Raw genomic sequence first — 25,467 nt, forward strand, 5'->3', positions numbered from 1 at the left:
AAGCAAAAAAACTAATTACTAATCACTATTGGCTAATGCCTAAAAACATGAAAATAGCTTTAATTCAAACGGATTTAATTTGGGAAAATGCTCCACAAAACCGGAATAATTTTGAAGCAAAAATCAATTCAGTTGCTTCGGATGTGGATTTGATTGTATTGCCGGAAATGTTCTCGACGGGTTTTTCGATGCATCCAGAACAGCTGGCCGAATCAATGCAAGGAGAAACTGTACTGTGGCTTCAACATTTGGCAAAAGCCAAAAATTTAGCACTAACAGGAAGCTTGATTATCAAAGAAAAAGGCAATTTTTATAATCGGATGGTGTTTGTTTTTCCTTCGGGCGAAATGCAGTATTATGACAAAAGGCATTTGTTTTCCTTGGCTGGAGAAGATAAAGTATATTCGGCTGGAGCCAAAAAACAAATTGTAGCCCACAAAGGTTGGAAGATTTGTCTCCAAATTTGCTATGATTTACGTTTTCCGGTTTTTGCTAGAAATACCGAAGATTATGATCTCTTGATTTATGTTGCCAATTGGCCCACAACTCGAATTTTAGCTTGGGACACGCTTTTGAAAGCTCGGGCAATCGAAAATATGTGCTACACAATTGGCGTGAACCGCATTGGCGAGGACGGAAATAATCATCCTTATCCTGGACATTCGCAAGTGATTGATTTTCTTGGGAAAAACCTGATTGAACCTTCAGGAGAAAACACAATTTTAACGGCTACTTTGGATAAAACCGAAATGCTGGAAACCCGAAAAAAATTAGGCTTCCTGAACGATCGTGATGTATTTACTCTTTAAGGACTTGGAGTAATTGGAGGTTTAGGATTGGATTGTGGTGTCAGTATAAAGTTTACATCAACATCCCAATTTGCCCTTCCTTCTTCTTCTGTTGGATAATAAATTACTTCTTCGCCTGTAGTTTTTTCTAGATAATTTCCAGGATCCCATACACCATTTCCGTTTTCATCATAAATGATTCTGATAAAGAATTTTTTAGGTAAAAAGGACTCGAAGACTATGGTAGAACTCTCCGTAGAATATTCTGAATCTAGGACTTTTCCTTTTGCATCTGTGAGTTCTACAATTATCGGGAACTTCTTGACATTTTGCAATTTTAGCACCATATTGGCATAATCGGATAAATCTCGGGTACTGAATTTATAGTTTAAGGTGTCGTTTTGGGTCTCATAAAAATCTGTCAGGGCACCTGGTAAAAGCAACATCGTATATTTTTCAAGAGGCTCTTTCTTGAAATCAAATTTCAGGGTTTGATTAAATTCGTCATACTTGGTTGTGAAGGGAACAATGATAGAATCCTTGTTTCGTAGTGTTATTTTTGTGCTGTCGAATTTTGTCAACGGAATGGAAGAAACTAGTTCAAAATTCTCTCTAAAGTGAAGCGTTCCCAACGGTTTTGCCGTAAAACTCAACGTGTCTTTTTTCTGATCCTTGATTTTGAAATTAAAGTCTTTTTTGAAATTTTCATTCACGATTTCCAAGTTCAACGAATCTACTTTTACAGGAGGAAACCATATTTGAACAGAATCTTTTTCGGGTAATTTGGTCACGATTGTTGGAAGGATTTCGCTTCCGTTTCGTAGCGTGAATTTTGCTTTTTCGGGTTTTCCTTCATATCCAACTGTGGCACGATTTCCCGAAGCCTGACTAGGTTTTAGGCCTTTAAAAACAGGAACTTCCTGAAAGAGTTGTAGATTATAATTTGAGGGTTCGTTATCGACTATGATGTGTTCCTTATAGAAACCGATTTTATCTTTCTTAGGATCAAAAATATAATTGTTGTTGTAATCCTTCATTGCGATAAGCATGTATTTTCCAGCCTTTATATTGTCTATTTGCCATGTTTTCGAGCTGTCTAAGGTGTTGGTTACATAGCGTGGTTTTTCTTTGTAAACTATCGAATCAGTAAATTTTTCGTTTACTTCATACAACATTACGGTAACAAAATTATCGACCGTTTGCTCGAGTGCATCACTAATGGTTCCGCTAACAGAAAGGGAATCAATGTAGGTTCCTGTAGAGAAAATATATTTGAATTGAGGATAAGGATTTCCTTCGTTGTTGTCCTGAATACTTTGCCCGAAGTTGAAACTGTAGGTTGTGTTGGGTTGTAAAGTATCTTTTATTTTTATCGTAATATACTTGCTAGCGTTTGTAGGCGAAATGACAGGCGGAACGCTCATAGGAGGGGAAACAACTAACTGCTTGTTGATGTCCTTTAGTTTCACATATTCATCAAAGTATAATTTTACTTCATTTCCTTTAAATTCGGTGCTAAAATTTTTAGGAATACTTCGCTGTAAAACTGGTGGAATAGTATCGGTTAAACCACCTGTTATATTGCCTCTTTTGGCACAGCCTACAACGAAAACCGTTAAAAGGATTAGAAAATACTTGTACTGAGACTTCCACATAAAAAAGTAAAATTTGTAGCTCACAAAATAACAATTATATTTAGTGTAAACGAAATGTTTTAGAGAATTATTAGCAATACTTTACGAATGCGAAAATGCCATGGTGATGATGCTGAGTTTTGCTCCAGGGATCTTCAGGATTGCCTTGCCACAAGCTTCCAGTGTAGCTCCAGTGGTGAGAACATCGTCAATGAGAAGATAATGCTTGTTGTGATGCTCTTCATTAAAATTTACGTCAAAAAGAGCTTGAGTCACATCGGCCCTGCCTATACTATTTTTTAAGGTTTGCGTTTTTGAATACCTGTTTCGACGCAAAAGTGTTTCGTCAAGCGGAATTTCAAAATTATAGGAAAGGGATTTCCCAAATGTTGTAACCTGATTGTAGCCTCTTTCTTTTAATTTCTTCGGATGAAGCGGAACAGGAATAATGGAATCGACGGTTTTCAAGATGGCATTGTCTTTCAAATCCTCCGAATACCAATCTCCAATCAAGGTCCCTATTTCTTCATGACCACGGTATTTGAGACTGTGGATGATTTCTTGAACGATGCCTTTTTTATGAAAATACATGAAAGAGGAGCCATATTCAACTTGTATCCTGCCATAGAATTTCTGGGTAGTTTCGTTCTCTTGATGCAAATGATGACTCGTGAGTGGCAGTTCATGCCTGCAATTTGCACAAATTATTGCCTCGTTGCTCATCAAAAAAGCATCACATCCCACACAGGCTTTCGGAAAAAATAAATCGGTCAAGGCTTTCAGCATATATTCTATTTTGGATCGAATTATAAAAGTATAAAAAAAAGGCCGAAAGTATTGAAACCTTCGACCTTTTTTGAATTAACAAAAACAAACTACTCTTTTATGATTTTCACTACTTTAGTGGCATTAGTAGCAACTACTTTTACGATATAAGTACCGCTAGCCAGTTCAGAAAGGTCAACTTGTGGTTGGTTAGTATCCATCTTTTTACTGATGATTTTCTGACCCAACACATTATAAACTTCTAGGTTGGTAATATTTTGATCGTATGAAAGGTTCAAAATATTTTTTACAGGATTTGGAAAATAGCTGAATTTAGAGTTGTCGAAAACATCATTTCCTAAATCTGAAGACCAAATTACATTATCTATAAACATGCTCACAAAAGGAGATTCTCCTCCATTTAAACGTAATCCGATATAGGTGTCGGTTCCTGTATAATTAGCAAAATCTACAATGGTCTGTATCCAATCCCCAGTTACTGTAACGGTTTCTTTTAAGGTAAACACAGCAGTATCAGTATTGTCGCTCAAGGTTCCTACTTCTATCTGACAAGGAGGACCTGCATGTGAAAATGCTAATTGATGTGTTCCAGCACTTAGATTAGAAAGTTTTGGCAGTACTAAAATTTGTTCGTCTTGAACGCCTGACATTCCTTTGAAAACGTTAATAGAATTTGGAGCACCAAAGCCATCATTTGGTTTTACACCAATAAAATCAATATCATTTTCTGATGGTCCTCTTAAGATAGTTGTCCAACATTCTGGAACAGCATTCACTTCGGTAGTGTCGAAATTTTCATTCACCTCTGCTACAGCAGGACAAATTTCGGTTATGATAGGTTCCCAAACAATATCATCTACATATATAGTCGTATTGTTTACACCTCCATGACGAATTCCGATATACATGTCCGTTCCTGAATAATCACTAAAATCAATAGTGTGTTTCGTATAAGTATCAGTTGCAGGAACTGTAGCAAATACCGTAAAATCAGCATCAGAAGCGGTGTTGTCATCAAGTGTTACAACTTGAATCCCTCCTGTATTTCCTTTTAAATAGAAGCTCAATTGATGCGTTCCAGTTGCCAAATTTTCCATTGGAGGCGAAATTAGCATGATGTCGTTTCCATTATTATTGGTACTGTTAAACATCGAAACAGCTTTTGTTCCAGAATTAGGGTTGATAGTAGTCACCATTACAGAAGCAAAATTTTCTGCAAATGAATCTCCTCTTACGATTCTCGACCAACAAGTTGGAAGAACATTCCCGGTTGTAGCATCAAAATTCTCATCAAAAGCTGTTCCTGCAACACATTTGGTTCTGAAGGTTTTTGGACCTACCCATTCGCCTTCAGTATCAGCACATAAAGAACGAATCCAAACATTATATTCCGTATCAGCTGTTAAACTTTCCAATGAATATTCCATTGTAGCAGCGGTTTCATCGATAGTTCCAGCATTAGCATCGGTTATATCGGCAGTAGCATAAGAGATTTCCCAATTGTCTGAAAGCAATTCTCCCATTTCCCATGTTACGAAGGCTGTTTCTGTCGTAATATCTGTAATTGCAACAGTTTCAACACTTGGACATAATGGAGCAACTTCCCACACAAAATCATCAATATAAGCATAACTATTTGTGCCGTTATGACTCAAACGGATACCGATATATTGGTCTGTGATGCCTTCCCATTGTGTAAAATCAATGATATATTCTGTATGAGTTGAGGTTAAAGTAATCTCTTCAATAACCGTGAAAACAGCATTTGGAGTATTCTTGTCTAGTGTTCCAACCTCAATAGAAGATAGATAATAATGTGTAGCGAAGAAACGCAAACGGTGTGTTCCAGCACCAAGATTAGAAAGATTTGGAGAAACCAAGATTACATCCGTTAGATCCGTTTGATTTTGGCTGTATAGCTCAATTGCTTGTCCTTCACCATGTGCATTGCTAGTTGTACTTCTCACAAGTCCGGCATTTGGACTAGAAGTTCCTTTGATGATCGATGACCAGCAAGATGGTAGAGCAGGAGTGGCAACACTATTAAAATTTTCTGTAATGCTATCTACCGCAACACAATCTGTTTTGAACAAGATTGGCCCGATCCAAGCTCCTTTTTCGCTACCACAATCAGAACGAACCCATGCTGCATACGAAGTATAATCATCTAAATTTGGAATTTCTATTGTAGTCGTTTCGGTTGTTAGAACAGGAGTTAAAGTATTAGCATCAGTAGTTAAAGGATCTCCATATACTACATCCCATGAAGATTCTGGTCCGTCTTCTTCCCATGACAAAGTAGCACTGTTAGCTGTGACACCTTCTAAAACAATATTTACAACATCTGGACAAGATGGAGCCAGTTCCCATTTTACGTTGTCAAGATACGTATAACTATAGGTTGCAGCATTATTGATACGGAAACCAATATAAGTATCAGTACCACCAAAGCCAGTGAAATCTACAATATGCTCTTCATAATTGTTAGTAACTGTGATGCCTTCTAAAGGTGTGAATATTGCTGTGTTGGTTGTATTATCTAATGTGCCAATTTGCAAGTTTCCATTACCTTTCACAGAAAATCTCAAACGGTGAGTTGCCGTTTCCAATGTGTTTACATTTGGAGTAACCAAAATCACATCGTTAGTTGTGTCTAAAGTTACATAGCTTCCCGGTGTAAGTAAAACAGCATTTGGAGCCGATTCGTTATTGGCAGTTCCAGTAGCAATGTTTACATATTGTCCTGGTTGTTCTCCTCTAATAATGGTGCTCCAGCAAGCAGGTAAGCTTGGAGTTGTAGTAGTGTCAAAATTTTCACTGAAATCTGCTATTGCAAAACAAGCCGTTCTAAAAGGAATCGGTCCTGCCCAAGCTCCAACACCACCTTCACAAACTGAACGTACCCAAACATTATAAGGAGTATCTGCTGTTAAATCTGTTAGTTCAAGCGAAGATGTTGTTGCTTCAAATGATGTTAACAAAGCTGGATTTGTAATCCCCGAAGCTGTATCATACACTACCTCCCATTCGGTTTCGTCGCCAGATGACCAGCTAACTGTTGCTGTTTCTTGTTGAATATTTTCTACTACAATTCCTGTCACATCTGTACAAGCTGGAATCGCTTCCCAACGGATGTTGTCTAAATTAATAGCATTATAATTTGTAGTAGAATTTAGTTTTATACCAATGTAAGTATCTGAACCTGTGTAGCTAGAAAAATTCACTGTATATTCTGCATAAGATGCTGTAGTCGCTACAGTTCCAACAGTTGGAAGCGGAGTGAAAGTTGCATTTGCAGTCGCATTGTTTAATGTTCCAACAACCAATTCATTTACGGCAGTTCCATCAGCGAAAAAACGCAATTGATGATTTCCTGAAGCTAGATTGCTAAGTTTTGGAGCAACTAAAATTATATCGGCAGTATTCGGAGTATCAGCATTGACTAATTTCACACTATTTAAACCGGTAACAGCATCGCCAACAACTGTACCAACGGATGCAAATGTAGAAACACCATTTCCTCTTATGATTGAAGACCAGCAAGATGGAAGAGCATTTGCAGCAGTGGTATCAAAGTTTTCAGTGAAAGTTGTTGCTGGATTACATTCTGTTCTAAAAGACGTAGAATAAGACCAATCAGCAGCATTTCCGCCACAAATATTTCTTATCCAAATATAATATACCGTATCGGCATCCAGATTATTTAACATTGCAAACGGACCTGAATCTCCTGTTGGAGCTGTATCAGATGTTGGAGCAATATTTTCTTCTGAAAGATAATATTGGCTGGTTCCATCTGGACTTGGATTTCCCCAAACTACCATTGAAGAGTTAAAAGTTGTCATTATCGTATTCAAGAAAAATGGAGTAGGACACGCTTTTTGGATACCTCCAAAAATAATATTAGGTAAAAAATTTACGAGGCCACCTTCTTGTGGAGCAGCCAAGTTGGGAGATGTGACATCATTTTGGTAAACAAGTGAACGATTTCCTGTTGCTTCTTGCGACAGAAAAGAGTCATTGTTGTTATCATGGCCCGATTGTAATTCGGCAGTTGCCACAACTAAATTGTCTGTTCCGTTGTAAGGAAAAGGGGTTGCAAAAGTAACAGATACCCATCCTTGTCCATTCACTGAAATTGAACCTGAATAGACTTCGGTTAAATTTGTCGTCGCTTCCCAATCAGTCCCAGATGCGAATTCGCTTTTAGTAGTATGGCCAAGATATACTTTTAAATCTTGACTACTATTAGGAATATTATTTCCTATCGGACCTCCATAGTACCACGAAATTGAATTAATAGATCCATTGGCATTAATTTCGGCAGCCGTATAAATGGATTGCGAATAGGAATAGACATAATACGGATTTATCGGGAGGTTTTTGAGTGTGGTGCCGTTCCCGATCAGCACCTGTCCTTGACCCTGGAACATTCCCAGAAGTAAGAGGAGTAAAAGTGTAATTTTCTTCATTAGTATTAAGGTTTTTTGATTTTTTAAATTTTCCAAAAATCAATTGGTTTGTCCTATTATAGTAACAGGAAAAAACGTGACAACCCTAAGGTAAAAACGTGATTATATTTAATACCAAGCATTTATTAAAAGCAAAAAAGGCTGAAAGTAATGCACAATCAGCCTTTTCATGGTTATAAAAACTATTTATTGTTTTAAAATTTTAATACTTTTTGTTTGATTTTCTGCATTAACCTTCACAAGATAACTTCCGCTTGAGAGATTTTGCATGTCAATTTGAGCAGTAGTTGAATTTATTTCGTGTTCCATTATCAGCTGCCCCAACATGTTATAGACCGAAATTTTGGTGATGTTTTGGTCATACGATACATTCAAAACATTTTTCACAGGGTTTGGATAGAAGTTGAAATTTGATTTTTCGAAACCGCCATTTGATAAATCTTCAGATTGCCAGCTGATGTTGTCCATCCCAATTGGCATATAACCTTCTTCAGAGCTTAAACGAAAACCAATTCTATTGTCAGTACCCGAATAGGAACCAAAATCAACCGTATATTCTTCATAAGAACTTGTCAGGGTAATTTCTTCGTAAAAAGTAAAGAACCCGTCTCCATCCAAAGTGCCAATTTCCAAACTTCCAACATCTCCCAATCTTGCAGCATAAAATTTCAGCAAATGGGTTCCTGCCGTAAGATTATTTAAAGTTGGCGATACTAAAATGATGTTGTCTGTTGAAGCCGAACCTGCATTATAGATTTCAACACCTTTAGAACCAGCATAAGGTTGCCAAGTGATTACCGAAACACCTGCACCACCGTTAATGTCGATATTTTCTCCACTAAGGACTGATGACCAACAGCTAGGAAGTTGTGGAGCATCTGCATCCTCGAAAGTTTCATTAAAACTAGAAACTTCCTCACAAGGAGTTCTTACTAAGAAAGGTCCTTTCCAAGCCCCATTTCCATCAGTTTCGCCACAAACGGTTCTAACCCAAACGTTATAATTCGTGTTGCTAGACAAACCTTCAATTTCGTTGCTTGCGATTGTAAGTATATCCGAAATTGTTGCAAGATTTGGATCTGTAATGGAGACCAATCCGTGAGCGGTTTGCCATTGTGATGCATCACTTGCATTCCAACCAACAGCAATTGTATTGATATCCAAAGCTACTGCATCCACATCAGTTACATCTGGACATGCAGGAATTGGTTCCCAAATCACATCATCAATCATCACACCCGAAAACATTTGTATAGTGTTGTATCTAAAGCCGATGTAAGTATTCGTTTCAGCATACGAAGAAAAATCAATTACATATTCGGTCATTGCATCATTGTCAAGTTCTACTTGTTCAAAAACTTGAAATGGTGCAGCATTGGTATTACTTGCCAATGTTACAATTTGCAATGTTCCTGTTCCTTTTGCAAAAAATTTCAAGCGATGTGTTCCACTTGACAGGTTGCCCAAATTAGGCGAAACAGCCATAATATCATCTGTTGGAGCAGGATTGGAATAACCACTGTATAATTCAAGACTAGATGTGCCAGAAGTAGCAAGATCGTTATAAATAACTCTTACATCTGCATACAAAGACAAGCTATTTCCTCTCAAGATACTCGACCAACAATAAGGTAATTCCTGACCTGTTATTTCATCAAAATTTTCATTGATACTGTTTACCGGAGGGCATGCTGTAGTAAAAGCAGTTGGGCCAACCCAAAATCCTTCTCCATCATCACATTTTGACCGTACCCAAACATAATAGGTTGTTTCTGCAGTTAATCCTTCGATGGAAGCTGTAGCCTCTTCATTAGCCTCAATTACGGGAGTTAGAGTTGCGGGATCTGCGGTTGCAGAATCGCTATAGACAACTTCCCATTCTGTAATCGATTCATCAGCTGTCCATGCAATTGTTGCAGTAGTTGTAGTGGCTAATGGAACAACAATGTTTTCCGCATCAGGACATAAAGGTGCCAATTCCCAACGAATGTTGTCAATGTAGCCAAGGAAATTTTCATTAGTTGTATTTAATCGGATACCAATATAAGTATCGATTGTGCCTTCTGCAAGATCAAAATCAATCTTAAATTCTTTGAAGGTATTGGTTAAGTTGATTTCGTCTATTACATTAAAATTAGCCCCACCAACATTATCATCCAATGTTCCGATAATAAAGCTACTACCCTGAATTGCCGAAATATCTTTTGCAAAAAAGGTCAAGCGATGTGTTCCAGCCGCTAGATTTGAAAGTTCTGGCGAAACCAAGAAAAACTCCGAAGTTCCATCTCCATTGGTGTAAAATTGAACTGAATTTCCTGTAACTCCATCTTCATTGGTCACCACAACTTCGCCTGATGTAGGGTCTCCATCTTGGTTAAAAATTACTGAAGACCAACAAACAGGAACTGTTCCTGGTGTTGTGCTGTTAAAATCTTGATAAAAAACACTAATTGGATCACAAAGGGTAACAAAAGAAATAGCGTTCGACCATGTTCCTGGACCTTCTTCACAAACATCTCTTACCCAAGCATAATAAGGCGTTCCTGAAAGTAAAACATCTTCAACAACAGCCATTTGACCTGATGCCACACTTCCAGTTGGTTCGGTAGTAGGAGTTGGAGCGGTGTTTGTAGTTGCAAAATAATATTGTGAACCTTGAGTTGCTGGAGCATTTGAAGTCCAATATAGCGTCACACCATTTGTAGTGATATCTTCGGCTATTATTTCAATTGGTTTCGGACATGCTTGGTTGATTCCGTCAAGCGAAATATTGGCTACAAAATTGGTTAACATTCCTTCTTCTGGATTTTCTACATCTACAGCTTCAGACCAACTTGCAAAAGTTATGGATCTATTTCCTTCAACTTCATACGCATAAAATTGATCTTCATAAAAATCATTCTCATCACTGTCTTCTTTGGCAGCAACAATTAAATTATCAGTTCCGTTGTAGGTAAATGGATTTTGAAGTTCAATGGTGACCCATCCTGGTCCATCGGCTTCTATTTCGCCAACATATACTTCGGTCAAATTTTCAATCGGTTCCCAGTCGGTTCCTGATGAAAAAGCGGTTTTTGTAGTATGCCCTAAATAAACAGTCAATTCCTGGCTTCCTTCTAAATTATAATCTCCGGCATAGTACCATTGTATAGAAGTAATTTGTCCAGTTGCTAAAATTTCGGAGGATAAATAAATAGATTGTGCATACGAATATGGATTTCTAGGTTCAAAAGGAACTCCTTTTTCAATCGCCGTTCCATCTCCAAGTTGCACTTGTGCGAAACTGCCAAAAACCGACAGCAAAAGCACGGCAAAACAAATTGTAATTTTTTTCATGTGGTTGGATTTTTATTTGCTAAATGTTCCAAAAAGGCCAAACCATTTCAAAAAAAATAATCAGACAAAGCGTGACATACAATAAGACAAAGCGTGAATTTTGACGTAAAACCTAGAATTTAAAAGGATTTTATTCGATAATGAATTTCAAAAAATTCATGCTATCAAATAGTGGCTAGATAATCATAAAGACTGATATCTTCTGGAATTTCCATCTTTGCCGAAATTCTTTCCTTGCGTTTTCTGCAGGATTCAGGTGCGATATTGAGCATCGAAGCGATTTCTTTGGTGCTTAAATTCATGTAAATGTAGGACAGGAATCGAATGTCGTTTGCAATAAGGTTCGGGTGTTTTGCTTTTAATTTCGTTAGGAAATTTTGATTCACTTCTTCAAAATGCGTGATAAAATTATCCCATTCATTATCGGTTTTTAGATGTGTTTTCAAGGTTTGGATGTGATTTACAAGTAAAGCATCCTTTGAAACCTGAGGCAATTCTGAAAGTTCTGACAAGACCTCCTCAATCATTTGGTTTCTGCCTGAAAGATATAAGGCTTTCGCCGATAATTTCCGGTTCTTTTGTTCGACTTCGTTTTTGAGACGTTCCTGTTCGAGTAGTGAAATTGCCTTTTGTTCATCGAGTTGTTTCTCTAATAAAAGCAATTCGTTCTTTTCTTTTTCGAGTTCTAATGATAAAATTTGCTGATTTCTTTCGGCAATCAATTTCTTTTGCTTGTGTTTTACCGAAAGGTTTTGGAGTATCAAAATGATAAAAAGTACCACAATAAAAATAATAGCAATGATAGAATAGAACATTTTTCGTTCGTTGCTCAAGGTGGCCTCATTCAGCTTGATCTGGTTTTGATAGTTTTGGATTTCAAATTTAACCTTGCTAGTTTCATACAGCTTTCCATTCTTGATGGCATCGAGTTTTGCATTAGAGGCAATTATAGAATCCTTGTAACTAAAGGCCAAATCATAGTTTTTTTTCTTGAAATTAATTTCCGAAAGCAATTTGAATGCCATTATTTTGGTCTCGATGTTCGGATTGTCCTGCAGTAACATTTTGGTGTAAACCGAAGCTTCGTCCAATAGATTATCTTTTATATAGGATTTTGCGATAATAGTAATCAGCGAAAGATCGGCTTCAAAAGTGCTTAAGTTTTTTGAATTTTCAAATAATTCTAAGGCAACTTGCCTGGATTTTGTGGTATTTCCCTCATCTAAATCACATTGGATGAGGCCAATTTTTGCCATTAGATGAAAGTTTTGCTGGCTAATCAAAAGTGGAAGTGCCTCATTAAAATAACTTCTTGCCAATTTAGGATTTAACTGTTCGTTTGCCAGATTTCCTAAATTCATGGCATAAAGTCCAATCTTTAAGTCGTCGTTATTTTGCTTCGCAATGTCGTAGGCTTTTTTAAAATATTCATTTGCCTTTTCATAATTTTTTTCTTTCGAATAAAGAATCGCAATGTTGTTTAGCACAATCATTTCATATTTGGCATCCAGTTCTTTCAAAGCAATCGAATAGGCTTCGATATAATAATTGAGGGCTTCGCCATATTCCAAAAGTCTATAATAATTGGCTCCAATATTGTTTATGGCCAGAAAGCTTTGTTTGTACCATCGGTTTTTTTCTGACAAGGTTCTTGCCTGTGTCAAATATTCAAGGGATTTGATATGCTCGTTTTTGTTCAAAGCCTCCACGCCAGCTACAATTAGTGAATCACATTTTTCAATGGTATTCGCTTTGGTTGCTATACTAAAAAAAAGACTGATCAAGATACTGAAGAACCAATACTTGAATTGCCTGAAACTTATAAGCATAATGGGTTAGAATTTAATTCAAATAAAGGCTTGGAATGGAGTGATTGAATTATCATGAATGGTTTTGTGTAAAAGCAAAAAATTAATTTCAAAAAAAATGCTCTTAACAAAAGCTAAGAGCAAATTTATAAAAGGTTTATTCTAAGATAAGAAACTTTAACAAAAGAGAAAGATTTATACTTTCAATTTCCCCGAAGCTTCTAGGTTTCTTTCGATTGTATGTCCAGGACGTGACCATTTTGGTTTTTCACCTAGAGGCTGAAATTGAGAATCTTTGGCTTCAACGGTTGTAGGTTGCGATACTTTTGTAAATGGCTTTTGAGGAATCAATCCCAGCATTTCGAACATCTTCATGTCTTCGTTTACATCTGGATTTGGAGTCGTCAACAATTTATCTCCAGCAAAAATCGAATTTGCTCCAGCAAAGAAGCACATTGCCTGACCTTCACGGCTCATGTTCATTCTTCCTGCAGAAAGACGAACTTGTGTTTGGGGCATGATAATTCTTGTTGTTGCCACCATTCTAATCATTTCCCAGATTTCTACTGGTTTTTCTTCCTCAAGGGGAGTTCCTTCAACGGCAACCAATGCATTAATTGGCACTGATTCTGGCTGTGGATTTAGTGTTGATAGGGCAACAAGCATTCCGGCTCTGTCTTCAACGCTTTCTCCCATCCCGATGATTCCGCCACTGCAAACGGTAACATTTGTCTTACGAACGTTCTCGATGGTTTGCAAACGGTCTTCGAAACCGCGTGTTGAAATTACTTCTTTATAATATTCCTCAGACGTGTCTAAATTGTGGTTGTAGGCATATAAACCAGCTTCTGCCAAACGTTGAGCCTGATTTTCAGTAATCATCCCAAGTGTACAGCAAACCTCCATGTCCAGTTTATTAATGGTACGAACCATTTCTAAAACCTGATCGAATTCTGGTCCGTCTTTCACATTTCTCCAAGCAGCACCCATACAAACACGTGAAGAACCGCTAGATTTTGCACGTAAAGCCTGAGCTTTTACTTGACTAACCGACATTAGATCATTTCCTTCAATCTCGGTGTGATAACGTGCTGCTTGTGGACAATAGCCACAGTCTTCAGGACATCCACCTGTTTTGATTGATAATAATGTAGAAACCTGAACCACATTTGGATCATGAAATTTCCTGTGAACTGATGCTGCTTCGAAAAGCAAATCCATCATCGGTTTGTTATATAGTGCTATAATTTCTTCTTTTGTCCAATCGTTTCTTGTGATACTCATACCTCGATTTTTTAATGCTCCAAAAGTAGGCATTTCCCTTTTAAGTAGAAAGTTTCTTTATTTAAAGTTTAAATTCAGAATCATTCTATAAAAAAAAGGGTTTATAAACAGAAAAATTTTCTGGTTATAAACCCTTGACAGATTGCAATTTTAATTAATCTACTTTATTGATGACTTCAATTTTGTCTTTCCACCATTGCATCAAACAAAACGAAATAATAATTGAGGAAGCTATGGATTCAAACAATAAACCTATGCAATAATAATGAATGGTAAGTTCTCCTCCGCCAAAAAGAAATCCTTTAGAAAGTTGTTCTAAATAGTTCTCTCCACCACGAAATTGAATATAAGCCAATAAACTACCAATACTTAAAACAGCACCAACCATAGAGGTAGCAATAGCCGAAAGCAAATGCCGGTTGTAACCCCGAATACCATCTTTATGATTCATCTGGATAGTTCGATTCACTCCAAATGCTACAATAAAAAGGTTTAATACTCTTAGATAGAATTCATCGGCTAGACCGAGATATTCTAACACTAAAAAATAGATTCCTATTCCTAAAAATATGATAAATCCATTTGCAAATTCTCTTGATAGCTTCATAATGTTTAATTTTTTTGTTTCTAGTACTAAATAATCAAATTTATATTTACTAAAAGTACAAAATAATCTTTTTGAAAGCTCTGTTTTATTGCGGATTTAATAAAATTTTAATACATCTTAAGATAATGCTTCGGCAATTTATTTTATGATATTTCCTTGAGAATCATAGAGTAAAATCCAATCGTTATGAAAAAAATAGTCCCATTTGGCCGAAGCCATATCTACATTTGGATTAATCAATGTTCTAGAATCACCACGATTTATGGCTACTTTTGAAATTACAAAAATGCTTACATCAACACCTTTTTCGGCAAATTCTTTTTTTATTCGTTGTGACATTTGCCAGATACCATCAGGATTTGTAGCGGCAAAATTCCTTTGTTTTCGAGTAAGATTTTTTAGATAATCATAGGGAATTTCCATTTGAGTTTTCTTGTCGATAACTTTATAAGTTGCATAACCTTGTCGTTGCCTCAACATCATCCTCCAACTTAAACGATGTCCTTCTTCGGTCCATAAAACATCACCTTTTATGAAATGGTGGCGTATTGGAAGAAGTGTTTGAATGATGAAAAACGGAAGGAAGAAATAGATTAAAACAGGTTTGTTCTCGTAGATTGGTTCGCCATATTCGATAGGGATTTTTTTTCTGAAGAACAAACTTCTAATTTTTTCTGGTGGATAGAAAAATACAGTAAAGCTCAAGGCAAAAAATGGGAAAATGCCTATTTGTAAAAAGATAGCATTAAAAATATGAAACGATATGGCTGCTATAAATGCAAGGGTTCTTGTTCTTTTCCAAAGCAATAGTGGAACGATGAGCATATCGAAAGCAATTCCAGAATAGGCAATAAAAAGATGGAACCAGTGTTGACTGAATAGTTCGGCAAACGTATCAAATTCAGTTTCGGATAATATTATTTTTGTGAAACTTCCGTCCAGCCATCCGGGATAAAATTTGGCAACTGTTGCATAAAAATAAACGATTGCCATTTGCAAAATCATCACTACAGAACACCATCTTGGCATCTTATGTTGCTTTATTTCGGGATTATTTTTTACATCTAGGGAGGCATATCTGTTGGCGGGCAAAAAAAACATTATCAGGCAAACGAGAATCAAGAGGTAATAATGGTTGTTGTAGGATGTTTTTTGCATCAGATAAACTCCTGTCCACAAAATCGTGAAAAGGCCTATAAAAAAACGGTATTTGTAGCCTAGCATGACCATCATTCCGGCGATTCCCATGAAGAAGAAATAGAAATACATTCCGTATCCAGGAAGCGGCTGAAGCCAGTCCATTCCGATGTGTGAAAACGTAAAATAGGGTGCTATTAATACTTTTCGAACCCAACCTGTTGCAATTGCCCCAAAAGTTTCGGCAGCCAAAAGAAAACCAAGAAAAATTCTGAAAATAATCAGTGGAGCATTGTCGATTGGTTCAAAAAGCTTTTTTAGCATCACTTTTTATTTTTGATGAATTCTAAGGAAGTATGTTTATCCTTTGCTAATTGTTTCTGCAATTTCGAAACCGATTCAAATTTTTGTTCCGATCGGATTCTGCTTAAAATGCAAACTCTGATTTCCTTTTCGTATAAATCTTCATCCAAATCAAAATAATGAATTTCAATCGTTTGTTTTTGTCCGCTAACGGTTGGGTTGAATCCAATATTCATCATTCCATAAACGGTTTTTCCATCAATTATACTTTTAACTACATACACTCCTGTTAGCGGAATGAGTTTGTAGTTTTCTTTAATTCCAAGGTTAGCGGTTGGAAAACCTATGGTTCTGCCCAACTGTTTTCCCTTTTCAATTGTTCCCGTCAGGAAATATTCATAACCTAAATAATCGTTTGCCCGTTGGATATTTCCTTCCATGAGAGCGTTTCTGATTTTAGTAGAACTTACTGAAACTTCGTTGATTTCTTGGGGAGAAATTTGTTCGACTTCAAAATTGTATAGTTCTCCAAAAACAATCAGATCATCAATATTGGCGGTTCGATTTCGTCCAAAACGATGATCATGACCAATAATAATCTTTTTTATCTTGAAAATGTCAACTAGAATATTCTTGACAAATTCTTCGGCAGTTAATCTTGAAAAAGTTTGATCAAAAGGATGAATTACTAAATTTTCAAGACCTATTTTTTCTAATAAGAATGCTTTTTCATCAATTGTATTGAGTAATTTAATCTCCGAATCACCTTGTAAAACCATCCTCGGATGTGGAAAAAACGTAAGTACGAGTGATGCAGTATTTTCATCAGTATTCTGTACAAGACGTTCAATTATTTTTCTGTGACCAATATGAACGCCATCAAAAGTGCCAAGCGTTACGATTGTTCCAGATTGGGTTTTGAAATCGTGTACAGCATTAAAAATTTTCAAAATTTTGGTTTTTAGAGTAATGCAAATTTATAGGTATGATGTCAATAAATGAAATGTAATAGTGTATTTTTTAAAAGAATGAGGCTAAAATGGTCAAAATTTAGTTATAGCATTATGATTTTTTTTTAGAGATGTTTATGTGACAAATAGTCAATAAAACCTACAACTTTATGAAAATGTGTTAAATAATATTGTTTTTAACGGAACTAAAATGAATTAAACATTTTAAATTATTAGTTTTGCTAAATCAAGAAATAATAAATAAATTATGAAATTAAAATTACTAGTAACCGTAGTAGCCATTTTGACTTTTTCTTTAGGGAATTCTCAAAATTCCTTTTGGACAACAATTTCCGATGAAAGAATCAATGAAGCAGATAAATTGGAAAGAACTTCTATTCCAAGTGAATATCAACTATTTAGATTGGATTTTGAAGGAATTAAAAACCAACTAAAAAAAGCACCAACTAGAAACTTTGGAGGTATAACTCCTGTGTCGAATGTGGTAATTTCTTTCCCAAATGCAGAAGGTGAATTGGAACAATTTCGCATTTATGAATCTTCTGTAATGGAAGCTGAATTGGCGGAGAAACATCAAGAAATTCAATCGTATGTAGGTCAGGGAATTGATAATCCTACTGCAAGAATGTATTTGACCACCACCATTTTTGGATTGCATGCTATGACAATTTCTAGCAAAGGAGCTAGTTATATTGATACACACACAAGAGATTTAAAAAACTATATCGTTTATAATAAATCTAGTTTGACTACTACCAAGCACTTTCAATGTAATGTAGAAGACACTGTTGCAAACACAGCTGATTCTGAAGGGTTTGAAGTTCCGAGCCCAGTAACTATGGCAAGTGATGGACTTTATAGAACTTATAGATTGGCAATGGCTTGTACAATTGAATATGCAGCTTATCATGTGAATGCGGCAGGATTAAATTCAGCTACAGAAGCTGTGAAAAAAGCAGCGGTTTTAGCAGCAATGAATGTTACAGTTGCAAGAGTAAATAGTGTTTATGAAATAGACATGTCACTTAGGATGGTTTTGGTCGCTAGTAATACAAATATTATTTTTATTACTACTGATAATTTTAATAATAGTGATGCGAATACATTAATAAATCAAAGTCAATCAGTTATAAACAGCACAATTGGTTTTATGAATTACGACATTGGCCATACTGTTAGTACTGGAGCTGGAGGACTTGCACAATCTCCATCTGTATGTGGCAATTTTAAGGCGAGAGGGGTTACTGGTTCTTCAGCTCCAGTAGGAGATCCTTTTGATATAGATTATGTAGCTCACGAAATTGGACATCAATTTGGAGCTTCTCATACGTTTAATAACTCATGTGGAGGTAATAGGGAAAATGGATTTGCAGTGGAACCAGGTAGTGGATCTACAATAATGGCTTATGCCGGAATTTGTCCAGTAAATGTTCAAAATAATTCTGATGACTATTTTCATGCAGTAAGTATTGCACAAATGATGGAACACATTACAGGTGCTGGTGATTGTGTTGAAGGGGTTACTAATGGCAATTCGGCACCCGTAATTCAGTCTTTAGCAGATTATACTATTCCAATTGGTACAGCTTTTATTTTAAGAGGGAATGCCACAGATGACGAATCTACTTTGACTTACTGCTGGGAACAGAGAGATTCAGGAGCTACTGTTGCCCTTCCAAGTGCATCAACTACAACAGCAAACCCTAATTTCAGGTCGAGAATGCCTTCTGAGTCACCTAATCGATATATGCCTTCTTTACAGTTTATTTTGAGTAATTCTTTAACGAATCCTATAAGCTGGGAAATTATTCCAAATGTAAATAGAACTATGAATTTCGCTCTGACTGTTAGAGATAATCAATTGGTAAATGGAGGACAAACATCAAGAGATGATATGATAGTGACTTTTACCTCAGTAGCAGGTCCTTTTAAGGTTACTTCCCAAAATACAGCTGGAATAACATGGACTTCAATCCCTCAAAATATAACATGGGATGTAGCTAACACAACAGCCTCGCCAATAAATACAGCTAATGTAAATATTCTATTATCTACTGATGGTGGTTTAACCTATCCAATAACTTTGGCAGCGAACACTCCAAATGACGGGAATCAATTAATTACTGTTCCAAACGTGACATCATCTACTTGTAGAATTATGATTGAAGCAGTTGGTAATATCTTTTTAGCCGTTAACTCGACCCAATTTGCAATTGACAATGAATTAAGCAGTGAGGATTTCAGTCTTGAAAATTTCAAATTATACCCAAATCCAAATACTGGAAACTTCAATATCGAATTCAATTCTACATCTTCTAATGATGTAAAAATTGCAATCTATGATATTCAAGGAAGACAAATTTTTGATAGATCTTACCCAAATACAGGAATGTTTTCTCAAAATCTAGACTTGAACAATGTTCAATCTGGAGTTTATTTGGTGAACATTTTTGATGGAAATCAAAGGGAAACTAGAAAGATTATTATCAATTAATCTTTTCTCATATTATATCAAGCCGTCTGAAAATCAATTCAGACGGCTTTTTTATTTAGGGTAAGGTGTTTTTCAAGTCTTTTTTGTTAAAATACAAACCGTTTTTATATTTTTGCACCACTATGGCAAAACAAGAAGATTTATTTAAGAATGTAGTTTCGCATGCAAAGGAATACGGATATATTTTTCCGTCAAGCGAAATTTATGATGGTTTGAGTGCAGTTTATGACTATGCACAAAACGGAGTAGAGTTAAAAAAGAACATCCGAGAATATTGGTGGAAATCGATGGTTCAGATGCACGAAAATATCGTGGGTCTTGATGCTGCAATTTTGATGCATCCAACTACTTGGAAAGCTTCAGGTCACGTTGACGCTTTCAACGACCCGTTGATTGACAACAAGGATTCTAAAAGAAGATATAGAGCGGATGTTTTGATTGAAGATTATGCAGAAAAACTCAATCAGAAAGCAGAAAAAGAAATAGAAAAAGCAAGTGTTCGTTTCGGTGAAGCGTTCAATCTTGAGGAATTTGTTACTACAAATGCCAGAGTGGTTGAATACCTTTCTAAGAAAAAAGAAATCTTGGAAAGAATGGCACGTTCTCTTGGAAACGAAGATTTAGCTGATGTAAAAGCGTTGATTGAAGAACTAGAAATTGCCGACCCAGAAACAGGTTCTAGAAACTGGACAGACGTGAAGCAATTTAACCTGATGTTCGGAACAAAATTAGGGGCTTCCGCAGAAAACGCAATGGATTTATACCTTCGTCCGGAAACGGCTCAGGGTATTTTTGTAAACTTCCTAAATGTTCAAAAATCAGGAAGAATGAAGATTCCTTTTGGAATTGCTCAAACTGGAAAGGCCTTTAGAAACGAGATTGTTGCACGACAATTTATCTTTCGTATGCGGGAATTTGAACAAATGGAAATGCAATTTTTTGTAAAGCCAGGCGAAGAAATGAAATACTACGAATACTGGAAAACCACGCGTTTAAACTGGCATTTGTCTCTTGGTTTAGGAAAAGAAAATTACCGTTTTCACGACCACGAAAAATTAGCACATTATGCAAATGCAGCAGCTGATATCGAATTCAATTTTCCTTTCGGATTTAAAGAATTGGAAGGAATTCACTCTCGTACTGATTTCGATTTAAAAGCACACGAAGAATTCTCTGGTAAGAAAATGCAATATTTTGATACAGAAGAGAATAAAAACTACACGCCTTATGTGGTGGAAACTTCAGTAGGTTTAGACAGAATGTTCTTGGCAGTTTTCTCAAACTCTTTAAAAGAAGAAACTTTAGAAGACGGTTCAACAAGAACAGTTTTGCAATTGCCATCAGTTTTAGCGCCAACAAAAGCGGCCGTTTTACCTTTGGTTAAAAAAGATGGATTGCCGGAAGTTGCAAGAAAAATAATCGAAGAGTTGAAATGGGACTTCAATGTGGCCTATGATGAAAAAGATGCCGTTGGTCGTCGTTACCGTCGTCAGGATGCTCTTGGAACGCCATTTTGTATCACGGTTGACCACCAAACTCTGGAAGATGAAACTGTTACAATTCGTCATAGAGATACGATGAAACAAGATAGGGTTTCAATTTCCGAATTAAAAGGAATTATAGAAAATGAAGTTTCGATGAAAAACTGGTTGATGAAAACCAAAGTATAATCGAAAAAATAGAAATAAAAAACGGAGACCTAAAATCTCCGTTTTTTTATGCTATAAAAATAAAGCTTTTAGTTCTGTCGCCTCGGATGGTTTCATCTTTCCAGCTAGAACAAGGCTTAATTGTTTTCTTCTCAAGGCAGCTTCGAAACGCTCTTTCTCCAATTCGGTTTCTGGAACAATTGGAGCTACTTCAACTGGTCTTCCTGTATCATCAACGGCTACAAAAGTATAAATAGCTTCGTTTGCCTTGTTTTTATTGCCTGATTCACGGTCTTCAATCCAAACATCAATATAGATCTCCATTGAGCTTTTAAAGCTTCTTGAAACTTTTGCTTCAACTGTAACAACACTTCCCAAAGGAATAGCGCGGTTAAAAGCCACGTGGTTTACAGAAGCTGTAACCACAATTCTGCGTGAATGTCTTCTTGCAGCAATACTTGCAGCACGGTCCATTCTGGCCAATAATTCGCCGCCAAAAAGATTGTTCAAAGGGTTAGTTTCGCTTGGTAAAACCAAATCTGTCAATATCGTCAAGGAATCTGAAGGATGTTTCGGGGACATAAGTTTTTTTTGCAAAGATAAATACGTTTCAAAGAAAAATCCCGATTTGTATTGAAATTATTCAGACAAATCGGGATTTCTTTTTATAAATCTTTAATCAGCAACCAAGCTTCTTTATTCTGTGTTTTGTGAATCTCTGCCATCGCTTTTTGTGATTCTGCATAAGTTGAATAACTTCCGTAAAGTACCGGATAGAGTCCGAATTTATTTTTTTCGAGCCTTCTGGATTTGAAACCTTCCTTGCTCAAACGCTCATAAATTCTTTGAGCATTGCTTTCTTCTCTAAAAGCACCAGCAACTATATGATAAGAAAGTTTTTGTTCCTTAACCGTAAGTTTTACATTCGGAAGCGGACTTTCGATAAAAAAAGTTGCTTCTTGAATCTTGTCTTCCACTTCTTTTTGAACTTCCGTTTGCACTAATTTGGTTTCTTCTAGAACTCTTTCTTGATATAAATTAGCTCCAAAAATTCCAGCAATCCCAATTCCAACCACAAAAACTGCGGCATATTTAAGATAAGAATAATTTCTTGTAGTAGAAGTTTCGGGAATTAAAACAATTGGTTCTTTTTCTTCCACAATTGGATCATTTTGAATGATTTCTCTTTTAACCAAAGGCGAAACAAAAGAAGTTAATCCAAAAGCTGCGGTATGATAATTCACTTGATTAGAAGCTTCAAAAACTAAACTTCCCTCATGGTTCAATGAAACAGTACCGATATTTTGTAAAGTGATTTGCTGATGGTTCAATAAAGCATTTTTCCATAAAGAAACTTCTTTTTGGATATCCTGAACGGCAGTTTCATAGGAAGTTTTTTCCATTTGCGAAATGTGGCTGGCCAAAAGACCGTCATTATTCTTTAGATAAGAATTAAATGACACCAATTTCTTTGGAGGATAGAAAGCATTTGAACTTTCATCCCATTGAGCCGATTGTATTTCGGTCAAAAAAGCTCCGAAACCAGGTACGGTAACGCATTGGTATCGGTATAAAAGTTGTGATAAGTAGTGTTCCATCTTCATGACAACAAAGTTAGATATTAACCGAGGCTATCAAAATTTTATCAACAAATTTTATTAACAATTTAAAAAAAATGTCTTTAATTTGAACCTCAATTATTTGCCATGGATGAACAGGAATTATTTTATGTATTAGCACTTCAAAAAGTAGAATTGGTAGGTGATATCGTCGCTAAAAAACTCATCAACCATATCGGAAACGCTCAAGATGTTTTTAAAGCAAAGCCTTCCCAACTATCATCCATAGATGGAGTAGGAGCTATTTTGATTCAAAATTTAAAGAATGAAGATGTTTTCAGAAAGGCAGAAAAAGAATTGAAATTTATTACTGAAAATAAAATCAATACTGCATTTTTCAAGGACGAACATTATCCTGAAAAACTAAAACATTGCATCGATAGTCCCGTTTTATTGTTTACTTCGGGGAATATCAATCTCAACAAGCGAAAAATCATTAGCATCGTTGGTACTCGACAGATTACACCTCAAGGAACAGAATTCTGCAAGAAGCTTATCGCCGATTTAGCTCCACTCGACCCAATTATTGTAAGCGGTTTTGCCTATGGTGTAGATATTGTAGCACATCAAGCGTCTATTGAGCATAACCTTCAAACAATTGGAGTTGTGGCTCATGGTTTGAACCAAATTTATCCAAGTGCCCATAAAAAATATGTCGCCAAGATGGAAGAAAATGGAGGTTTTATGACCGAATTTTGGAGTTCATCTAATCCCGATAAGGAAAATTTCGTGAGAAGAAATCGCATTGTTGCAGGAATGTCCGAAGCTACAATTGTGATTGAATCTGCTGATAAAGGAGGTTCGCTCATTACAGCCAATATGGCTAACGATTATAACCGCGATGTTTTTGCCGTTCCCGGAAGAATCACGGATAAATATAGCCAAGGTTGTAATAATTTGATTAAAACCCAAAAGGCAAACTTGCTTACTTCTGCAGCAGATTTGATTTATATGCTGAATTGGGATATTGAGGAAAAACCGAAAGCAATCCAAAAACAATTGTTTGTTTCATTAGATAATGATGAACAAAAGATATATGATTTTCTTCAAAAAAACGGAAAGGAACTGCTAGACATTATTGCAATTCAATGTGATTTCCCGATTTTTAAAATCTCTGGAATTTTATTGAATATGGAATTGAAAGGTGTTATTCGACCTTTGCCTGGGAAATTGTTTGAAGCTATTTAAATTGATTGAAGTTTAACCTAAACTTCAATCAATTTTTTTATATTAATTAATGATTTTAATTCATTTTGGTCAACAATATTATTATATGTTACTCTTATAAAATAAGTAAATAAAGCCTTCTCTGCATTTTGATGGTTACTTAAAGGTCTGCCTATAAATTCTGTCTTGTTATTTCTCTTTAAGGCTATTTTATAGATTGGCTTTGATTCTTTTCTAACAGTTATTATTTCTGCTTGTTTTTTAAAATTTTTGTATTCATTGGTGATTTGAACAATTCTCTCTGGAGATATTCTCTTTGGAATTATTACTCTTGTATTTTTTCTAAATATAGGTTTTTTTGATGTTTTATACCCTAATTTCTCTCGCACTCTATTTAAGACGCCATCAGCAACGATATTTGCCTTTTTAGCTCCTAAATCTAATATTCTCTCAAGTTTATCAAGATTATTCATATAGTAATTATATTTTTCTCTTTCGGTTTTGAATTTTTCTGTAATCAATTCAAAAAGAGCCTGTTTGGCGTGACCCCAACCGAAATCACGGTTCACATTTTTATATTTTTCAAGCATTTCGGCTTGTTGTTCCTGAGTCGCAAGAAGCTTGAAGATAGTGAAAATCTTGCAAGTATCAGGATCTTTTGGGTCTTCAAGTGGCGTGCTGTCTGTCTCAATTGACATTACTTGCTTACGCAAAGCCTTATCATCTAGGAAAATATTGATAATATTATTGGCAGATTTGCTCATTTTTCCACCATTTGTTCCTGGAACTAGCTTGGTATTTTCATTAGTTATAGCTTCAGGCAATACAAAAGTTTCTCCCATTTGTTTGTTGAAACGCTCAGCTACATCACGCGTAATTTCTAAATGCTGCAATTGGTCTTTACCAACAGGGACAAATTCTGCGTCATACAATAAAATGTCAGCAGCCATAAGCATCGGATAAGTAAACAATCCAGCATTTACATCTTCTAACCTGTCAGCTTTATCTTTGAAGGAGTGAGCCAATTTTAATCTTTTATATTGGAAGAAACAACTTAAATACCAAGATAATTCGGCCGTTTGAGCCACATCCGACTGACGGTAAAAAACAACCTTATTGATATCAACTCCACAAGCAAGCCAAGTTGCAGCAGTACTATAAGTGTTTTGTCTTAAAGTAGTTGCGTCTTTGATTTGCGTAATCGAATGCAAATCTGCAATAAAAAGGAACGTCTCGTTCTCTGGTTTGTTTGATAATTCAATTGCAGGAAGAATTGCTCCTAAAAGGTTACCTAAATGTGGAGTTCCCGTGCTTTGAATGCCTGTTAGTATTTTTGCCATTGTAAACTTAATTTTCGCAAAGGTAAATGTTTTGGTAAAAAGTATGGATTGAATTCTTACATTTGGGCAACA

At 35.9% G+C, this 25,467-nt stretch carries 15 protein-coding genes and 1 pseudogene; 4 read left to right on the plus strand and 12 right to left on the minus strand.

Going from position 1 to position 25,467, the window contains the following annotated elements; genetic code table 11:
* The first annotated feature begins 47 nt into the window (after nt 1-47).
* Nucleotides 48-809: an amidohydrolase gene (locus G508_RS0114705; RefSeq protein ID WP_026706034.1), complete on the plus strand. Its 762-nt coding sequence runs from the start codon at nt 48-50 to the stop codon at nt 807-809.
* Here G508_RS0114705 and G508_RS19125 read toward each other — a convergent pair.
* The 9 genes from G508_RS19125 to G508_RS0114750 all read right to left on the minus strand — a co-directional run bounded on the left by G508_RS19125 (nt 806) and on the right by G508_RS0114750 (nt 17,105).
* The gene (locus G508_RS19125; protein ID WP_051197678.1) at nt 806-2,443 is read right to left on the minus strand and encodes an Ig-like domain-containing protein; all 1,638 of its coding nucleotides are present in this window, start codon (nt 2,441-2,443) and stop codon (nt 806-808) included. The two genes, G508_RS0114705 and G508_RS19125, sit on opposite strands and share 4 nt — an antisense overlap.
* An 81-nt stretch (nt 2,444-2,524) precedes the next feature.
* The gene (locus G508_RS0114715; RefSeq protein WP_026706035.1) at nt 2,525-3,208 is read right to left on the minus strand and encodes a ComF family protein; all 684 of its coding nucleotides are present in this window, start codon (nt 3,206-3,208) and stop codon (nt 2,525-2,527) included.
* An 89-nt stretch (nt 3,209-3,297) separates the two neighbouring features.
* Entirely contained in the window at nt 3,298-7,680 is a 4,383-nt protein-coding gene (locus G508_RS0114720; protein ID WP_035694915.1) for a T9SS-dependent choice-of-anchor J family protein, read from the minus strand.
* A 186-nt stretch (nt 7,681-7,866) separates the two neighbouring features.
* Entirely contained in the window at nt 7,867-11,016 is a 3,150-nt protein-coding gene (locus G508_RS0114725; RefSeq protein WP_026706037.1) for a T9SS type A sorting domain-containing protein, read from the minus strand.
* Nucleotides 11,017-11,180: 164 nt separating this feature from the next.
* Nucleotides 11,181-12,845 (minus strand): tetratricopeptide repeat protein, encoded by a 1,665-nt coding sequence (locus tag G508_RS0114730; protein ID WP_026706038.1) that lies wholly within the window; start codon nt 12,843-12,845, stop codon nt 11,181-11,183.
* 174 nt (nt 12,846-13,019) lie between these two features.
* Entirely contained in the window at nt 13,020-14,108 is a 1,089-nt protein-coding gene (bioB, locus tag G508_RS0114735; RefSeq protein ID WP_026706039.1) for a biotin synthase BioB, read from the minus strand.
* 154 nt (nt 14,109-14,262) lie between these two features.
* Nucleotides 14,263-14,715: a hypothetical protein gene (locus tag G508_RS0114740; RefSeq protein ID WP_026706040.1), complete on the minus strand. Its 453-nt coding sequence runs from the start codon at nt 14,713-14,715 to the stop codon at nt 14,263-14,265.
* 138 nt (nt 14,716-14,853) lie between these two features.
* Nucleotides 14,854-16,176 carry an HTTM domain-containing protein gene (locus tag G508_RS0114745; RefSeq protein ID WP_026706041.1) on the minus strand — a complete coding sequence of 441 codons (1,323 nt, stop codon included), beginning with the start codon at nt 16,174-16,176 and terminating at the stop codon, nt 14,854-14,856.
* Nucleotides 16,176-17,105, minus strand: coding sequence for a bifunctional riboflavin kinase/FAD synthetase (locus G508_RS0114750; protein WP_026706042.1), 930 nt, complete (start codon nt 17,103-17,105; stop codon nt 16,176-16,178). The genes G508_RS0114745 and G508_RS0114750 overlap by 1 nt, the downstream gene beginning before the upstream one ends.
* Nucleotides 17,106-17,373: 268 nt before the next feature.
* Here G508_RS0114750 and G508_RS0114755 point away from each other — a divergent pair, with 268 nt between their 5' ends.
* Nucleotides 17,374-19,620, plus strand: a complete 2,247-nt coding sequence (locus G508_RS0114755) for a zinc-dependent metalloprotease (RefSeq protein ID WP_035694919.1) — start codon at nt 17,374-17,376, stop codon at nt 19,618-19,620.
* 122 nt (nt 19,621-19,742) lie between these two features.
* Complete coding sequence (locus G508_RS0114760; RefSeq protein WP_026706044.1) at nt 19,743-21,290, plus strand: glycine--tRNA ligase; 1,548 nt, start codon at nt 19,743-19,745, stop codon at nt 21,288-21,290.
* A 51-nt stretch (nt 21,291-21,341) separates the two neighbouring features.
* On the opposite strand, the gene G508_RS0114765 is transcribed toward G508_RS0114760, so the two are convergent.
* Together G508_RS0114765 and G508_RS0114770 are read right to left on the minus strand one after the other, a co-directional pair.
* Nucleotides 21,342-21,851, minus strand: coding sequence for an acyl-CoA thioesterase (locus G508_RS0114765; RefSeq protein WP_026706045.1), 510 nt, complete (start codon nt 21,849-21,851; stop codon nt 21,342-21,344).
* Between the two features lie 83 nt (nt 21,852-21,934).
* On the minus strand, nt 21,935-22,867 hold the full coding sequence (locus tag G508_RS0114770) for an HU domain-containing protein (protein ID WP_342662973.1): 933 nt from the start codon (nt 22,865-22,867) through the stop codon (nt 21,935-21,937).
* A gap of 108 nt (nt 22,868-22,975) precedes the next feature.
* Between G508_RS0114770 and dprA the strand changes: the two genes are divergently transcribed.
* Entirely contained in the window at nt 22,976-24,076 is a 1,101-nt protein-coding gene (gene dprA / locus G508_RS0114775) for a DNA-processing protein DprA (RefSeq protein ID WP_026706047.1), read from the plus strand.
* A gap of 344 nt (nt 24,077-24,420) precedes the next feature.
* Here dprA and trpS read toward each other — a convergent pair.
* Nucleotides 24,421-25,395: pseudogene (gene trpS / locus G508_RS19130) on the minus strand (tryptophan--tRNA ligase); the annotation flags it as partial.
* Nucleotides 25,396-25,467 lie beyond the last annotated feature (72 nt).

It is taken from the genome of Flavobacterium soli DSM 19725, assembly GCF_000422705.1.
Classification (GTDB): Bacteria; Bacteroidota; Bacteroidia; order Flavobacteriales; family Flavobacteriaceae; genus Flavobacterium; species Flavobacterium soli.

Coding starts and splice junctions, on each gene's coding strand:
- G508_RS0114705 (WP_026706034.1), top strand. CDS start 48: ATGAAAATAGCTTTAATTCAAACGGATTTAATTTGGGAAAATGCTCCA.
- G508_RS19125 (WP_051197678.1), bottom strand. CDS start 2,443: ATGTGGAAGTCTCAGTACAAGTATTTTCTAATCCTTTTAACGGTTTTC.
- G508_RS0114715 (WP_026706035.1), bottom strand. CDS start 3,208: ATGCTGAAAGCCTTGACCGATTTATTTTTTCCGAAAGCCTGTGTGGGA.
- G508_RS0114720 (WP_035694915.1), bottom strand. CDS start 7,680: ATGAAGAAAATTACACTTTTACTCCTCTTACTTCTGGGAATGTTCCAG.
- G508_RS0114725 (WP_026706037.1), bottom strand. CDS start 11,016: ATGAAAAAAATTACAATTTGTTTTGCCGTGCTTTTGCTGTCGGTTTTT.
- G508_RS0114730 (WP_026706038.1), bottom strand. CDS start 12,845: ATGCTTATAAGTTTCAGGCAATTCAAGTATTGGTTCTTCAGTATCTTG.
- bioB (WP_026706039.1), bottom strand. CDS start 14,108: ATGAGTATCACAAGAAACGATTGGACAAAAGAAGAAATTATAGCACTA.
- G508_RS0114740 (WP_026706040.1), bottom strand. CDS start 14,715: ATGAAGCTATCAAGAGAATTTGCAAATGGATTTATCATATTTTTAGGA.
- G508_RS0114745 (WP_026706041.1), bottom strand. CDS start 16,176: ATGCTAAAAAAGCTTTTTGAACCAATCGACAATGCTCCACTGATTATT.
- G508_RS0114755 (WP_035694919.1), top strand. CDS start 17,374: ATGAAATTAAAATTACTAGTAACCGTAGTAGCCATTTTGACTTTTTCT.
- G508_RS0114760 (WP_026706044.1), top strand. CDS start 19,743: ATGGCAAAACAAGAAGATTTATTTAAGAATGTAGTTTCGCATGCAAAG.
- G508_RS0114765 (WP_026706045.1), bottom strand. CDS start 21,851: ATGTCCCCGAAACATCCTTCAGATTCCTTGACGATATTGACAGATTTG.
- G508_RS0114770 (WP_342662973.1), bottom strand. CDS start 22,867: ATGGAACACTACTTATCACAACTTTTATACCGATACCAATGCGTTACC.
- dprA (WP_026706047.1), top strand. CDS start 22,976: ATGGATGAACAGGAATTATTTTATGTATTAGCACTTCAAAAAGTAGAA.